Origin of the sequence: Cupriavidus sp. DL-D2 (assembly GCF_039710735.1) — a bacterium.
GTDB lineage: Bacteria > Pseudomonadota > Gammaproteobacteria > Burkholderiales > Burkholderiaceae > Cupriavidus.
This window is the reverse complement of sequence record NZ_JBDKXK010000016.1, coordinates 21,845-36,289: the sequence shown is the minus strand read 5'-3', so window position 1 is coordinate 36,289 and position 14,445 is coordinate 21,845. Positions and strand designations below refer to the sequence as shown.

The window sequence follows — 14,445 nt, the reverse complement described above, 5'->3', positions numbered from 1 at the left end:
TTCTGCTTGCCGACCATGTCGAGATTTGATCGGCTTGCCCTCTCCCCCGCCCCTCTCCCGCAAGGCGGGAGAGGGGAGCAAACAATCGGGAGAACGAACGCTGACGCTTACCGCTGCCCGTGCTTCATATCGAAAAACAAATGCTCCAGCCCGCGCGGCTGGGAGCGCCAGTACTGCCTGGGGGCAGACACCTGCGCGCCGAGCTTCGCCGCGGCGTGCCACGGCCAGCGCGGGTCATACAGCATCGCGCGCGCAATCGAGATCACGTCGGCTTCGTTGTTGGCGACGATGGCCTCTGCCTGCTCGGGTTCGGTGATGAGCCCCACCGCCATCGTGGGCAGGCCCACTTCCGCTTTCACGCGTTGCGCGTAGGGCACCTGGTATCCCGGTCCGATCTTGATAGCCTGCTGTGGCGAGACACCGCCTGTGCTCACATGAATCGCCGCGCAGCCGCGCGCCTTCAGTGCATGAGAGAGCGCGATGGTGCCGTCGATATCCCAGCCATTCGGCACCCAGTCCGTGGCCGACACGCGCATCCAGACCGGTTTGTCCGCCGGGAACGCCTCACGCACCGCGTCGAACACTTCGAGCGGAAAGCGCATGCGGTTCTCCAGGCTGCCGCCGTATTCATCGGTGCGATGGTTGGCAATGGGCGAAAGGAACTGGTGCAGCAGATACCCATGCGCGCCATGCACCTCGATGCCATCGATGCCCAGACGCGCCGCGCGTTTGGCGGCCGCCACAAAATCGTCGCGCACCTTTTTGAGACCATCCTTGTCAAGCGCCACCGGGGGCGCTTCGTCGGGGCTGTGAGGCACGTTGGACGGCGCCACCGTCTGCCAGCCAGTGGGCTGGTCGGGGCGAATCTGCGCGCCCCCATCCCACGGCGCCTGGCTAGACGCCTTGCGGCCAGCATGGCCCAGTTGCATGGCCACGGCAATCGGGGAGTACTTGCGCACGGCGCCAAGCACCCGGGCCAGGGCCGCTTCGTTGGCATCGTTGTAGAGGCCGAGATCGGCCGGCGAGATGCGCCCTTCCGCTGACACGGCAGTGGCTTCGATGATGAGCAATCCGGCACCGGACAGCGCCATATTGCCAAGGTGGATCATGTGCCAGTCCGTGGCCGATCCTTCCTCTGCCGAGTACTGGCACATCGGCGCGATGGCGATGCGGTTGGCCAGCGCGAGGCCGCCGATCTTGTACGGATCGAAGAGATGAGACATGGAGGGTTTCCTTTTGGGAGTGCCGCCTTGTTGGCGTGCTTGCGGGAGAGACTGCAAGGATTCTAGTCCTCGCGGACAAACTCTGCAGACGCCCCCGCCCCAACCGGAAACCCTCCTGACATCGACGTTCAGGACACTTCCGCGATGTCCTCGAGTTTCCACGTCTTGTCGAACCACGGCTGCAGCGGACCGTAGAGACGGAAGATCGTGAACCAGCTCTTGCCGGGAATCGTCTGGATCCAGTTAGCCGGATTGCCAGCCGGTGCCTTGGGCCCGAAATAGACGTCCACGGTGCCATCGGCGTTCTTCTGCATCGACTTCTCGCTGGACAGACTAGGGAACTGCTGGTCCGTCTGCAGCATCGAGCGCGTCTGCGTGTCATACGCCACGACTGACCAGAAATCCTTGGCAGGCACATTCGCAGGCACGCGCATGCGGTAGGTCTTTCCGCCATCGAACGGCTTGCCGGCGGCATCCAGGTTCGACGCCGCGTATTGCGAGCCGATGCCGGGCATTGCCATGGCCATGGCTGGTGTATCGATCGTGGCTGCATAGAAGAACAGCGTGCGGGCGTCGAAATTGCGCGCGCCGTTCTTGAGCCATTCATAGCTGCCGCCGATGAACGGCGTGGTCCAGTGGCGGCCCGGGTAGATCAGCGCTTCCTGGCTGCGGTTACGGAAATCAATCGCACGCGCCGTGGCGTTGCCCACCGCCACCGAGTCAGTCAGGATGCGCTTCATGCGCGCATCCGGCGCGAACGGCTTGCCCTTCTCCATCCCGATCGCCATGAACAGCCCGGTCATATCGGGCCCATACGCGCCGGCGGGTTCTTCCTGGATGATCTGATTGACCTCCTCGAAAAACTTGAAGTTGTTGGCGTGCACCGTATTCATGACGCGGCCAGACATATTGACGAACTTCATCTGCGGCGGGTTGCGGGCCTCCGACAGCCTGTACACCTTGAGTCCGGACTTGATGTTGGCCACGGCGGGCTTGGGGTCGCCATGCTGCATGAAACCGCGTCCGAACAGCAGGTTGCCGTAGGTCTGCGATCTCACGATGAAGTAACCGCTCGATGGCAGCGGGCCGTTGTAGCCCGGCGGCACAAACAGGTACTTGCCGCCCTTGCCCTTGTCCTGTCCCGCGTTGCCAAGGTCCGCCACAAAACGGAACCAGAAATCATCGACCACGCCGAGGATGTTCGGCGGCGTCTCGACGACCATCGGACCATCCTTGAGGTCAAGCCAGTTCCAGAAGTACACCGACTCCGTATTCGGCGTCAGGAACAGCGACGAGGAATCCATCAGCGTCTCGAAAATGCCGACGGTATTGTTGACCGCGCCCACCTCGCGCAGTCCGGTGCGGATGGCCACGAGCGATGCGCCGGGAATGCCGTTCAGGAACACTTCCACGCCGCGTGCGAAATCGATGTTGTCGTAGGCCTTCTGCGCGGTCTCGGCAGTCGGCACACCGTCGAAGAATTCGAGCTTGCCGATGCGCGTCTCCACCACCGCAGGCGTAGTGATTTCCGGCGGCGTGGACGTGGTCATCTTGTAGGGCGATGACGGGCTCTGCGACGTACTGCAGGCAGAGACGCCTGCTATGAGCAAGGACGAAAAGGTGATCCGGGTCAGGGTGGAAATCGGCACGACAGCGGCTCCAGGCAGGGGTTCGGTTCGTGGCCGACCATAGCGCATGGATTACCGCGCGTCGATTTCAGGATTTTGTCGCTCGAATTAAATAGTTTCGATGGCTACGCAATGCCACACCGCTGGGTCTCGTCCCTGTCAGACACGGACACAAATCCTGATCCATGGATGGATGATCGGGTTCCGGTCTCTACTGCGTCCGGCTGTACCCGCTGACCCATCTTATGAAAGGAAAATCATCCATGTCTCACAACGAGCCAACCGGCTACGAGATCATTGCGGAGCCGAGCAACATCAACGGCACCGAAGGCACAGAATGGAACGTCCAGCTGACCCACCTGTTGCGCAACACCGAGCGCTACGCGTGGGGCAACTGGACACTCGACCCCGAGATCCAGGTAGGGGCCCTGGGCTGGTTCGATCCCAGCGATACCCATGTCCAGCTGGCACACCACCAGATGGACCTCACGCCCACGGAACAACGTGCCTCCGTGGACTGGCACCTGGAACAGGGCCACGTCAGGCAGACCACCGCCGGCGTGCAGTTCGACGTGCCCTATCTCGATCCCACGACGGGTACCGAAGTCACCATCGGCCTGCAGAGCAAATGGGAATTCGGCAGCAAGGGATCGCTGACGTCGCAGGGTTCCGCCTATGGGGTGGCCTATGTCGAGAACGCCGCGCAGTACATGCTCGACAACTACCAGGAGATCTACGACGTTGCCAAGAGCGTCCACAAGACCAATGGCGCGAACATCGTGCAGGGCTTCGGCATGATCACCAAGGTGTGGCTGACCGACGGCTGCGTGAACCTGGGCTCGCGGCAGGACAAGAGCGAGTTCAGCATCACGGGTTCGGTCGACGGTGTCTCGGCCATGACCGGCAGCGACCAGTCCGCCTCGCTCAAGGGCTCGTACAAGAGCACCAGCACGGTGGACAACGTCGAGAAGCGCATCTTCCCGAGCAAGGCGAATATCGTCGAGCAGAACGACCCGGTGGCGTACGCCTACGAGTTCTCGTCGTTCGCGGGCGAGACGATCGTGATTCCGCGCTATATCGCCGACATCTCGGCGCTGAACCTGTCGCTGCACAACACGGGCTCGTACATCGTCAATGCAACGGTGACCTATACCAGCGGCGGACAGCCCCAGGAACGCAAGACCCGCATTTCAGGCGGGCTGACGGGCCAGATCACCGACATTCCGCTGGATGCCACCAACATGGACATCCGCATGGACTTCGTCGCCGGCACCACCCAGGTGCTGCGCGTCTCGAACCCGCTCAACACATGGTTCATGGGCCGCGGGCAGATCGAACTGACCGGCTGGTGGCCGACCGCCTCCGGCGCACAGTGGAAATAAGGAGCCAACCATGTGGAACTACACTTACTTCGTGATCAGCCCAGGCTGCGAGATCAACAGCTACACGCAGTTTGCCGATGGCAAGCAGGGCAACTTCATCAAGTTTGGCGACCAGGTCAGCAACCATGGGGCGTTGGGCATCCGCAATGCGTATGCCACGCACAACCCGGACATCGGCGTGGGCGCGATCATGCACACGGGCGCGTTTCAGAATCCGGGGCTTGGCACCCTGCTGAAACACTACATCATCAACGAAATAGGTCTGCCGCCCGTGGGCTCCACCGAATGGTTCGGCATCATTCGCACGGCGTCGTGGCCGCTGTTCCAGCGGATGCTGAACAATTGGGACGGGCGTACCGTGACGTTGCAGAACATCGACAGTCTCAAACGGGACCTTCGCACCATCCTGGGCGCCACGGATGAACCCGTGCATTTCGAGCTGCCGGCGCAGCGCAATCTCGTCGTGGATATCGTGTAGCCGCTGGCACCGCCAGTATGAATCCGGCCCTCTGCCTTGCGCGGGGGCCGGCCACTCAAAACTTCGGAATGCGCAGCGTCTTGCTGATCATCAGGCTGCCGCTCAGCACGAACAGCAACGCCAGCGGATGGAAGGTGCCGCCGCCGATTGCCCAAGCGCCGCCGGGCAGCGCATCGCCGAGCTTGCCCGCCGATGCGCACCACGCCAGCACGCCGGTGAGCACCACGCTGGTAGGGATCGGGGTGCCTTCGAAGTACTTGACCTTGCCTGCCGTGCTGCCCTCCGCAAGGGTTTCGGCGGTGACGTTGAATCGCGCCAGCCGGCTCACGCCGCAGCATACGAAGTAGATCAGCGCGGCCAGGTCCCAGCCGCCGCGCATGCCGGCCGCAAAGGCCAGGGTGGCGGGGCCTACGCCGAATGAAATGATGTCCGAGAGCGAATCCAGTTCACGGCCCAGCGCCGAATGGGCATGGCGCCAGCGCGCGATGCGGCCATCAAGCACATCGAAGATGAACGCGGCGGGCGCAAGGGCCGCGGCGATATAGAAATACCGCAGCGAAGGCTCCGCGACGAAATACATCGCGTAGAAGACGGACCCCATGCCGCACGCCGCGTTGGCGAGCGTGAAAAAATCCGCGAGTTGCAGGTCGCGGAGCATGGAGAAATGCCGGGGGCGCGGCGGAGGGGTGTTCATGGACGGACTCCTTTCGCTTCGATCCCGGCGCAAGGTTCGTATGGGCCGCTCAAAGCACCGTGTTGACGTGATGCACGGCGGGCGGTGCCGCAAAGCAGTCGGTGACGAGCTTGCGCCACTCCTGGAACTCATCGGACTCGCGGAAGTGGACCATATGGTCTTCCACGGTCTCCCAGGCCACAACGAGCGCGTACTGCGACGGCTGTTCGATGGAGCGTTGCAGGTTCACGCCGTGGCACCCACGCGAACGCAGGAACAGCGGCTTGGCCTTGGCCACGTTCGCTTCGAACTGGGCTTCCATGCCGGGCTTGATCGTGATCTGTGCAATTTCGTGAATCATGATGGGTCTCTGTATGTCTCGGATATCGGTGCCTGTCTGACACGCCGGCCGCCAGGCACCGCGGCGGGGGCGTCTACCTTAGCAGATTGGATGCACTATGCCACCTTGTGCCGCGCCAGCGACTGCACGAGATAGACTACGATCAGCGCATTGGCAATGGCCAGCCCCACGTGCAGCCACGTGGGATGGCGTATGGCTTCGTACAGTTCCACGGGAATATAGATGCCGCCCGACCACACACCCAGCCAGTTACCCCACGCGCGGCCATGCCAGAGTCCGTACGCCTCGGCAAAGCGCATGAGCGCATACACCGCCGCCGACGCGCCGATGGCCCAGAGCCGCCCATTGGAGGGGTCGGCCAGCAAGGCAAGGAAGACTTTCGGATAGTGGCTCGCAGGATTGATGTGAAGCCGGGCGACGATCATCTCGGCCAGCGCCTGCGCATCGCGGTGCAGCAGCGCCACGAGTCCAAGCCCTGCGAGGATGACCAGCGCGCCCTTGGCGGCTTCGAACAGAGCGATGCTCCTGAGTCCCAACGGCGATGCAGCATGAGCCATGACGAAATCGAGGCAGTCAGCGAAGTCGCCATTGTGCTACATCAGCGCGCCTGACGCTCCACCATCGGTCCATCGGCATCGAGGCCGCCGCCCGCTTCGATCGGGCCGTTCACGGTGATCGGGCCATCGACGACGAGGTCTCCATGCACCACCATCGACCCTTGTACGGTGAGCGGCCCGTTGAACACCTTGAGGAGAGATCGGCCGGGCGGCGCGGAGGGATATCCCCGTCCCGGCGAGGCAAACCACGCGGCGGTGATCGGCCCCTTGGCATAGACATTGCCATCGACACTCAACGTGCCCAGCACGGTCACCGGCCCCTTGACGTGCGCCGAGCCGCCCACGGCGATGGAGCCGCTGGTGGAAAGCTGGGCGCTGGCCACAAGCGGCAGCGCCGCCATGATCAGCGCCAGAATCGTTCGCATGGCGGCCCTCCAGACAAAAATGGCGCGATAGCTCCAGTGTAGAAGGCTGGAGATATCGCGCCAGTTTTTGTGGGATGGCACTGTAGGATGCTTCCCAATCCCGCTCGGGTTGCTCCCCTCTCCCGCAAGGCGGGAGAGGGGCAGGGGGAGAGGGCCGGCGGCGAAAATTGCGATGTGGTCGGCAAGCAGAACCTCCCGCCCTCTCCCCCACCCCTCTCCCACTTCATGGGAGAGGGGAGCGCATAGCGAAGGGCGATGGTTCTATGCAGCCACCCTCAATTCTTCGCCACACTCTCCGGCACCGGACCCCAACCGCCGCCCAGGCTACGCACCAGCGACACCGTTGCCGCCGCACGCAAACCCGCCACTGCATTCGCATCGCGCTGCGATTGCAGCACCGTGCGGTCGGCGTCGATGACCGTCAGGTAGTCCACGGCACCCGCGTCATAGCGGCTGCGTGAAATACGCTGTGCGCGCTTGGCACCAGCCAAGGCACTGTCCAGTGCGGTCGATTGCTGGCTCAACCAGCGCACATCCGACAAACTGTCTTCCACCTCGCGGAATGCCACCAGCACCGTCTGCCGATAGCGCGCCACGCTTTCCTCGTGCGCGGCACGGGCGCCGGCCAGGTTCGAGCTGTTGCGTCCGCCATCGAACACGGTCTGTGCCACGGTGGTGCCCACCAGCGGACCCAGCATCCATGTGCGCGATGACCACTTGAACAGGTTCGACAAATCGCCCGACTCGAACCCGAACAGCGCCGTCAGCGAAATGCGCGGGAAGAACGCGGCCTTAGCCACGCCGATCCGTGCATTGGCCGCCGCCATCTGCCGCTCCGCCGCCGCGATATCGGGGCGACGTTCGAGCAGTTCGGATGGCAGCCCCGCAGGCACCGCCACCGGCACGGTGTCGAACGTCTTCGCCGTCAGCGCGAACTGCGAGGGCGCCACACCGGTCAGCACCGCCAGCGCATGCTCCTGCGCCGCGCGGCGACGCTCGATACCGGCCAGATCCGCACGCGCCGTGCCGAGTTCGGCTTCGGCGCGCGCCGGATCGAGATCGGTGGTCTCGCCAGCCTCGTAGCGCTTGCGCAGCAGCGACAGCGCATCCTCGCGCAGCTTGATCGTTGCGTTCAGCAACTCACGATCACTGTCGAGCGTGCGCAGTGCGAAGAACGACGTGGCTACATCCGCCTGCAGCGCCAGTTGCACCGAGCGATACAGATCCTCGGCGCCCTTCTCTTCCGCACGCGCGGCATTCACGCTGCTGGCCACGCGGCCGAACAAGTCCAGCTCGTAGCTCGCAAACGCGCGCGCCTTGAGCACGGTCTGCGCCGAAACGCGCGTGCCATCCGGCAAACCCTGCGATGCCGCCGAAGGTTGCGAACGCGTGGGATCGAAACCAACGCTCAGTTGCGGATACAGATCCGCCTCCGTGGCGCCCGTAAAGGCCCGCGCCTGCTTCAGGCGCGCCGCCGCAGCGGCCAGGTCCTGGTTGTAGCTGTTGGCCGCGTCGATCAGGCGGTCGAGGTCGGCATCGCCGAACACCTTCCACCAGTCGCCGCGATGCTCGCCCTCGGACGGCACCGCCGTCTTCCACTGCGCGCCTTCCGTTGCGGCGGCGTCCGCCTCCTTGAAGGTGGCGGCGGTCGGCGTCTCTGGCACCTTGTACGTCGGCGCCAGCGAGCAGCCGGCCAGCACCAGTGCGGCGGCCAGCGTCGCGAGCTTCGGCAGGTAGTGCTTCATCACGTTGTTGACGTCTTTCATGTCTTTCACCATTACTCTGCGGAGGCCACGGCGTGCGAGGCCGATGCATCCCGGGCTACCGCCTCGCGGCGTTCGCGGCGCGTGGCCAGCAGGCGCAGCGACACATAGAACACCGGCGTCAGGAACAGCCCGAAGAACGTCACGCCCAGCATGCCGGCGAACACCGCCACACCCATCGCATGGCGCATTTCGGCACCGGCTCCGGTCGAGATCACCAGCGGCACCACACCCATGATGAACGCGAACGACGTCATCAGGATCGGGCGCAGACGCAGACGGCTAGCCTCGATGGCTGCCTGCACGATGGTGCGGCCCTGGTGCTCCAGTTCCCGTGCGAACTCCACGATCAGGATCGCGTTCTTTGCTGACAACCCCACAAGCACAATGAAGCCGATCTGCGTGAAGATGTTGTTGTCGCCACGCGTCAGCCAGACACCGGTCATGGCAGCCAGCAGGCTCATCGGCACAATCAGGATCACGGCCAGCGGCAACGTCAGGCTTTCATATTGCGCAGCCAGCACCAGGAACACCAGCAACACGCACAGCGGGAAAATCCAGATGCCTGCGTTACCGGCGAGGATGTCCTGATACGTCAGCTCGGTCCATTCGAAGCCGATACCCTTCGGCAGCGTTTCCGCAGCAATCCGCTCTGCCGCAGCCTGCGCCTGACCCGACGAGAAGCCCGGGGCCGGACCGCCGTTCATGTCAGCCGCCGTGAAACCGTTGTAGCGGATCACGCTGTCCGGACCAAAGCTCTGCTTGACCTTCACCAGCGACGACAGCGGCACCATTTCCCCCGTCGAGCTACGCGCCTTCAGTTGCAGGATGTCTTCGGCGTGCTGACGGAACTGCGCATCGGCCTGAACCTTCACCTGATACGTGCGACCGAACTTGTTGAAGTCGTTCACGTACGCTGAACCCAGGTAGGTCTGCAGCGTCTCGAACACATCGGTCACCGGCACGCCCAACTGCTTGGCCTTGGTACGGTCGAGCTGTACGTCGAGCTGCGGCACATTCACCTGATAGTTGCTGAAGATGCCAGCCAGTTCCGGCGTGGCGCGCGCCTTGGTCATGAACGCATTGGTCGCATCGAACAGCGCGTCATAGCCCAGCGCGGCGCGGTCCTCGATCATCATCTTGAACCCGCCGATCGTGCCCAGGCCCTGCACAGGCGGCGGCGGGAACACGGCGATGAACGCGTCCTGGATCGCACCGTACTGCTTGTTCAAGTCCGCCGCGATGGCGTTACCCGACAGTTCGGCGCTCTTGCGCTCGTCGAACGGCTTGAGCGTGGCAAACACGATGCCAGCGCTCGGGCTATTGGTGAACCCGTTGATCGACAGACCCGGGAACGCCACGGCCGACTCCACGCCCGGATGCTTCAGCGCGATTTCCGACATGCGACGGATCACGTCCTCGGTGCGGTCCAGCGTCGCGCCATCGGGCAGCTTGGCGAAGCTCACCAGATACTGCTTGTCCTGCGCCGGCACGAAGCCCTTCGGCACCATCTGGAACACGCCCCACGTGGCCACCAGCATCACGGCATAGACGCCGAACACCGAACCCTTGCGGCGAATCACACCGGTCACGCCACGGCCATAGCTATCCGAGCTGCGGCCAAAGAAGCGGTTGAAGCGCGCGAAGAACTTGCCGAACACCTTGTCCATACCGCGCGTCAGCCAGTCCTTGGGCGCATCGTGGCCCTTGAGCAGCAGCGCGGACAAGGCCGGCGACAGCGTCAGCGAGTTGAACGCCGAGATGATCGTCGAGATCGAGATCGTCAGTGCGAACTGCTTGTAGAACTGACCGGTCAGGCCCGACATGAAGGCCAGCGGCACGAACACGGCGATCAGGGTCAGCGCGATGGCGATGATCGGGCCGCTGACTTCGCGCATGGCCTTGTACGTGGCTTCCTTCGGCGTCAGTCCTTCCTCGATGTTCCGCTCGACGTTCTCCACCACCACGATCGCATCGTCCACGACGATACCGATTGCCAGCACCAGCCCGAACAGACTCAGTGCATTGATCGAGAAGCCAAACGCATGCATCAGCCCGAACGTACCGACGATCGACACCGGCACCGCCAGCAGCGGGATGATCGATGCGCGCCACGTCTGCAGGAACAGGATCACCACCAGCACCACCAGCGCGATGGCTTCGAACAGCGTATGCGTCACGGCTTCGATACTGTGGCGCACGAACTGCGTGGGGTCATAGACGATGCTGTAGTCCACGCCCTCGGGCATGTTCTGCTTCAGTTCGGCCATGGTCTTGCGCACGTCATCCGAGATCTGGATGGCGTTGGAACCCGGCGCCTGGAAGATCGGCAGCGCCACGGCGGACTTGTTGTCCAGCAGCGAGCGCAGCGCATATTCCGACGCGCCCAGTTCGATGCGCGCGATGTCCTTCAGATACGTCACCACACCATCCGGCGAGGTCTTGACGATGATGTCGCCAAATTCCTCCACGGATTGCAGTCGGCCCTGCGCGTTCACGGACAGTTGCAGGTCAGTACCCGGCAGCGACGGCGACTGGCCGATCACACCGGCAGCCACCTGCACGTTCTGCTCGCGGATGGCACGCACCACGTCAGACGCGGCAAGCTGGCGCTCGGCGATCTTCTCGGGGTTGAGCCACACGCGCATCGAGTAGTCACCCGAACCGAACATCTGCACCTGGCCCACGCCCTGGATACGCGCGAGGCGATCCTTCACGTTGATCAGCGCGTAGTTGCGCAGGTACGTCATGTCGTAGCGGTTGTTCGGCGAGACGAGGTGGACCACCATGGTCAGGTCGGGCGAGCTCTTGACCGTGGTGATACCCAGGCGGCGCACGTCTTCCGGCAGGCGCGGCTCGGCTTGCGAGACGCGGTTCTGCACGAGCTGCTGCGCCTTGTCGGGGTCCGTGCCCAGCTTGAACGTTACCGTCAGCGTCAGCGTGCCGTCGCTGTTGGCCTGCGAGTTCATGTAGAGCATGTCCTCGACGCCGTTGATCTGTTCTTCCAGCGGCGTGGCCACGGTCTCGGCGATCACCTTCGGGTTGGCGCCCGGGAACTGCGCGCGCACCACCACTGACGGCGGCACCACTTCCGGGTACTCCGAGATCGGTAACTTGAACATCGAGATGGCGCCGATCAGGAAGATCAGCACCGACAGCACGCCCGCGAAGATCGGGCGATCGATAAAGAATTTCGAGAGATTCATCTTGGTCTCGGCGAAAGCAGTCCCCCTGGCCGTCCGCACGTGGCGGACGCCATGTCAAAACTGCCTTGGGGGCGATTTTTAGTTCAGTACTGCCTGTGCGCGGGGCGCGTCAGCTCACCTTGGGCTTTTCGGCCTTGGCGTCGTCTGCCGCCTGCTTGCGGTCCGGCGTGGTCGTGCGCGGTTCGAGTTCGCTGCGATAGGCCATCGACACGCTCTTGGGCGCCACGGTGTCACCGGGACGCACACGCATCAGACCATTCACCACGATGTTCTCGCCCGGCTGCAGACCCTTGCGGATCACGCGCAGCCCTTCGAACGTCGGTCCAAGATCCACTTCGCGATACGCCAGCTTGTTGGCCTTGTCGACGACGAGCACGAACTTCTTGCCCTGATCCGTGCCGATGGCGCGATCGTTGATCAGCACCGCCGGATGCGGCGTGCCGCCACCGAGCTTCACCTTGGCGTACAGACCCGGCAGCAGCCGGCCATCGGCGTTGTCGAAGATGGCGCGCACGCGGATCGTGCCGCTGCGCGTATCCAGACGGTTGTCCACCGAGTGGATCTTGCCCTGATGCGGGTTGCCATCTTCGTTCGCCAGGCCGAGGAACACCGGCAGGTCGTTCTTGCCGCCCGTCGCGCCCGGCGCCGTGTAGCGCAGATAGCTCTGCTCGTCCACGTCGAAGCTGGCATAGACCGGCGACACCGACACTACCGTGGTCAGCGCGGGCGACGATGCGCCTGCGGCCACGAGGTTGCCCACCGTGATCTCTGCACGCGAGACCTTGCCGGACACCGGTGCCACGATGCGCGTGTAGCTCAGGTTCAGCTTCGCCACTTCCAGCGCTGCCTGCGCGCCGCGCACGTCGGCCGAACTCACGCTGGCCGTGTTGATGCGCTCGTCGAACTCACGCTTGGAGATCGCGTTGTCGTCCAGCAGCCGTTGCGCGCGCGCCTTTTCGGTTTGCGCCAGCGAGGCACGCACCTGCGCTGCGGCCACGGCAGCTTCCGCCTTGGCCACTTCCGCGGCGTATGGACGCGGATCGATCGTGAACAGCGGATCGCCCTTCTTCACGATCGAGCCTTCGCGGAAATGCACCGTCTCGATGGTGCCGGAGACGCGCGGACGAATTTCCACGCGATCCACGGCTTCGATGCGGCCGGAGAACTCATCCCACTCCGTGATGGTCTGTCCTACTGCCGATGCCACCTCCACTGCAGGCGCCGGCGGCGGGGTATTGGCGGCCTGCGCTTCTCCGCCGTGCCAGGGGCGCAGTATCGAGGTTGCCACGCCTGCCCCAAGGATTGCCACGATGGCAAAGGCGATCAGCGTGCGTCGAGACTTGTGATTCATCTTCTTCACTCCGTTTTACGTCGGGTTTTCTTCAACTGGAAAAGCAAAAATTTGGGCCGAACGCCGCCCGCCAGCCCGATGGGCCGGAAAACGGGAACAACAAAGGGGTGTCCCGCCCTGGGTGGGCGAGGCAAAGCCACTGCCTGAGGGCCAGCCTCAAAAGGCGCTGGCTGTTGAAGCGATACCGTCAGGACATGCCCGGTATCGGCCGGTGTTCGGACCGGATTACGAGGCGTCGTCGGCCTTCGCGAACTTCTCGCGCAGGAACCGCGCACCTTCTTTCACCCATGCCTGACAATCTTCATGGGAATGTTCGACCCCGTCGCCACAGACGCCGGGCATGATCAGCGCCCGGGCCGGTACGCCGGCTTTTCCGAGCTTCGCGGCGAAGGCTTCGCCCTCCGCGCGCAGTGCATCCTTTTCTGCTACCTGCACCAGCGTGTCTGGCAGTCCACCGAGGCGCGAGGCCAATGCCGGGGCGGCATAGGGGTGAACCGCTGCTGCCGGCGTGGGCAGGTAGTCGCGATAGTTGCAGGCCAGCTTGCGCAGCGTTTCCATCGGCACCTGGCCGCCGGAAGAAGCATGCTGCAGGCAAGGATCGGTCACGGGACGGATCAGCCATTGCCCGGCCGGCTGCGGCAGGCCGCGATCGCGCAGCATCTGTGCCGTGGCGATGGCCAGGTTGCCACCGGCTTCCTCGCCCACCAGCGCAAAGCGCAGCTTGTCGACCTTGAGCTTCTTCGCGTGCTTCAACACCCACGCCACCGTGCTGACCGCGTCCTCGGGCGCGGCCGGAAACGGGTTCTCCGGCGCCAGCGAGTAGCCCGGCGTCACCACCACGGCCGGGACGGACTCCGCCAGATCCCGCGCCAGTTCCTTGGCGGCTTCCACCCCACCATCGACAAAACCACCTGCATGCAGGTACACCAGCCATGGCAACAATGCCGTATTGCCGGCCGCCGGCCAATAACCTGCGGGGTAACACACGCAGACCCGGATCTCGTGGTCGCCCACGGGCACCACATGCTGGACCACATACGCCTCGCCCTGTTCTACGGCCGGTTGCGCGGCGGAACTACGGGAAATCGGGGTTTTGGTCATGGCGGTCGCGGCGGACAATGGCCGTCGATACTGTGTTGCGATGCAGCGAATTATGGTGATTGACTATGATGGGATAAAGCAACCTATTGCCAATGCACTGTTTCTGCGCTGGAATAATCGACAAAGCGTACCCACACCGCTTGAAATGGATATAGGAAATGTGATTCACTCCGGTCCTTCGGCATCTGCGCACTTGGGGAAACAGCGCAAACGCCGACGCCCCACCCTCCACCCGTCCCCGCTCCGGCCGCCACTGGCGGACCGCCGGCAGCAAATCCAGGCCGCGCACTTGACATG

General features: G+C 63.6%; 12 protein-coding genes. 2 read left to right on the top strand and 10 right to left on the bottom strand.

The window, feature by feature from the left end; genetic code table 11:
- Window positions 1-107: 107 nt before the first annotated feature.
- The gene (locus tag ABDB81_RS12115; protein WP_346811304.1) at window positions 108-1,223 is read right to left on the bottom strand and encodes an NADH:flavin oxidoreductase/NADH oxidase; all 1,116 of its coding nucleotides are present in this window, start codon (window positions 1,221-1,223) and stop codon (window positions 108-110) included.
- 128 nt (window positions 1,224-1,351) lie between these two features.
- Window positions 1,352-2,872, bottom strand: coding sequence for a DUF1254 domain-containing protein (locus ABDB81_RS12110; RefSeq protein ID WP_346811302.1), 1,521 nt, complete (start codon window positions 2,870-2,872; stop codon window positions 1,352-1,354).
- 242 nt (window positions 2,873-3,114) lie between these two features.
- Between ABDB81_RS12110 and ABDB81_RS12105 the strand changes: the two genes are divergently transcribed.
- Together ABDB81_RS12105 and ABDB81_RS12100 are read left to right on the top strand one after the other, a co-directional pair.
- Complete coding sequence (locus ABDB81_RS12105; RefSeq protein ID WP_137928567.1) at window positions 3,115-4,233, top strand: hypothetical protein; 1,119 nt, start codon at window positions 3,115-3,117, stop codon at window positions 4,231-4,233.
- Window positions 4,234-4,243: 10 nt separating this feature from the next.
- Window positions 4,244-4,711 (top strand): hypothetical protein, encoded by a 468-nt coding sequence (locus ABDB81_RS12100; protein WP_137928568.1) that lies wholly within the window; start codon window positions 4,244-4,246, stop codon window positions 4,709-4,711.
- A gap of 55 nt (window positions 4,712-4,766) precedes the next feature.
- On the opposite strand, the gene ABDB81_RS12095 is transcribed toward ABDB81_RS12100, so the two are convergent.
- The 8 genes from ABDB81_RS12095 to ABDB81_RS12060 form a co-directional block, all read right to left on the bottom strand.
- Window positions 4,767-5,405, bottom strand: a complete 639-nt coding sequence (locus ABDB81_RS12095) for a CDP-alcohol phosphatidyltransferase family protein (protein WP_137928569.1) — start codon at window positions 5,403-5,405, stop codon at window positions 4,767-4,769.
- A 49-nt stretch (window positions 5,406-5,454) separates the two neighbouring features.
- Window positions 5,455-5,745, bottom strand: a complete 291-nt coding sequence (locus tag ABDB81_RS12090; RefSeq protein WP_137928570.1) for an antibiotic biosynthesis monooxygenase family protein — start codon at window positions 5,743-5,745, stop codon at window positions 5,455-5,457.
- 95 nt (window positions 5,746-5,840) lie between these two features.
- Window positions 5,841-6,302, bottom strand: coding sequence for a DUF2127 domain-containing protein (locus ABDB81_RS12085; RefSeq protein WP_137928571.1), 462 nt, complete (start codon window positions 6,300-6,302; stop codon window positions 5,841-5,843).
- 41 nt (window positions 6,303-6,343) lie between these two features.
- A complete protein-coding gene (locus tag ABDB81_RS12080) occupies window positions 6,344-6,727 on the bottom strand; it encodes a hypothetical protein (protein ID WP_346811300.1) in 384 nt (127 codons plus the stop codon).
- A gap of 275 nt (window positions 6,728-7,002) precedes the next feature.
- Window positions 7,003-8,493 carry an efflux transporter outer membrane subunit gene (locus ABDB81_RS12075; protein WP_346811298.1) on the bottom strand — a complete coding sequence of 497 codons (1,491 nt, stop codon included), beginning with the start codon at window positions 8,491-8,493 and terminating at the stop codon, window positions 7,003-7,005.
- A gap of 11 nt (window positions 8,494-8,504) precedes the next feature.
- Window positions 8,505-11,696 (bottom strand): efflux RND transporter permease subunit, encoded by a 3,192-nt coding sequence (locus tag ABDB81_RS12070; protein WP_160473537.1) that lies wholly within the window; start codon window positions 11,694-11,696, stop codon window positions 8,505-8,507.
- 109 nt (window positions 11,697-11,805) lie between these two features.
- Window positions 11,806-13,047: an efflux RND transporter periplasmic adaptor subunit gene (locus tag ABDB81_RS12065; RefSeq protein ID WP_346811297.1), complete on the bottom strand. Its 1,242-nt coding sequence runs from the start codon at window positions 13,045-13,047 to the stop codon at window positions 11,806-11,808.
- 225 nt (window positions 13,048-13,272) lie between these two features.
- Complete coding sequence (locus ABDB81_RS12060; RefSeq protein ID WP_137927305.1) at window positions 13,273-14,148, bottom strand: alpha/beta hydrolase; 876 nt, start codon at window positions 14,146-14,148, stop codon at window positions 13,273-13,275.
- Between the last annotated feature and the right edge of the window lie 297 nt (window positions 14,149-14,445).

Coding starts and splice junctions, on each gene's coding strand:
- ABDB81_RS12115 (WP_346811304.1), bottom strand. CDS start 1,223: ATGTCTCATCTCTTCGATCCGTACAAGATCGGCGGCCTCGCGCTGGCC.
- ABDB81_RS12105 (WP_137928567.1), top strand. CDS start 3,115: ATGTCTCACAACGAGCCAACCGGCTACGAGATCATTGCGGAGCCGAGC.
- ABDB81_RS12100 (WP_137928568.1), top strand. CDS start 4,244: ATGTGGAACTACACTTACTTCGTGATCAGCCCAGGCTGCGAGATCAAC.
- ABDB81_RS12095 (WP_137928569.1), bottom strand. CDS start 5,405: ATGAACACCCCTCCGCCGCGCCCCCGGCATTTCTCCATGCTCCGCGAC.
- ABDB81_RS12090 (WP_137928570.1), bottom strand. CDS start 5,745: ATGATTCACGAAATTGCACAGATCACGATCAAGCCCGGCATGGAAGCC.
- ABDB81_RS12085 (WP_137928571.1), bottom strand. CDS start 6,302: ATGGCTCATGCTGCATCGCCGTTGGGACTCAGGAGCATCGCTCTGTTC.
- ABDB81_RS12080 (WP_346811300.1), bottom strand. CDS start 6,727: ATGCGAACGATTCTGGCGCTGATCATGGCGGCGCTGCCGCTTGTGGCC.
- ABDB81_RS12075 (WP_346811298.1), bottom strand. CDS start 8,493: ATGAAAGACGTCAACAACGTGATGAAGCACTACCTGCCGAAGCTCGCG.
- ABDB81_RS12070 (WP_160473537.1), bottom strand. CDS start 11,696: ATGAATCTCTCGAAATTCTTTATCGATCGCCCGATCTTCGCGGGCGTG.
- ABDB81_RS12065 (WP_346811297.1), bottom strand. CDS start 13,047: ATGAATCACAAGTCTCGACGCACGCTGATCGCCTTTGCCATCGTGGCA.
- ABDB81_RS12060 (WP_137927305.1), bottom strand. CDS start 14,148: ATGACCAAAACCCCGATTTCCCGTAGTTCCGCCGCGCAACCGGCCGTA.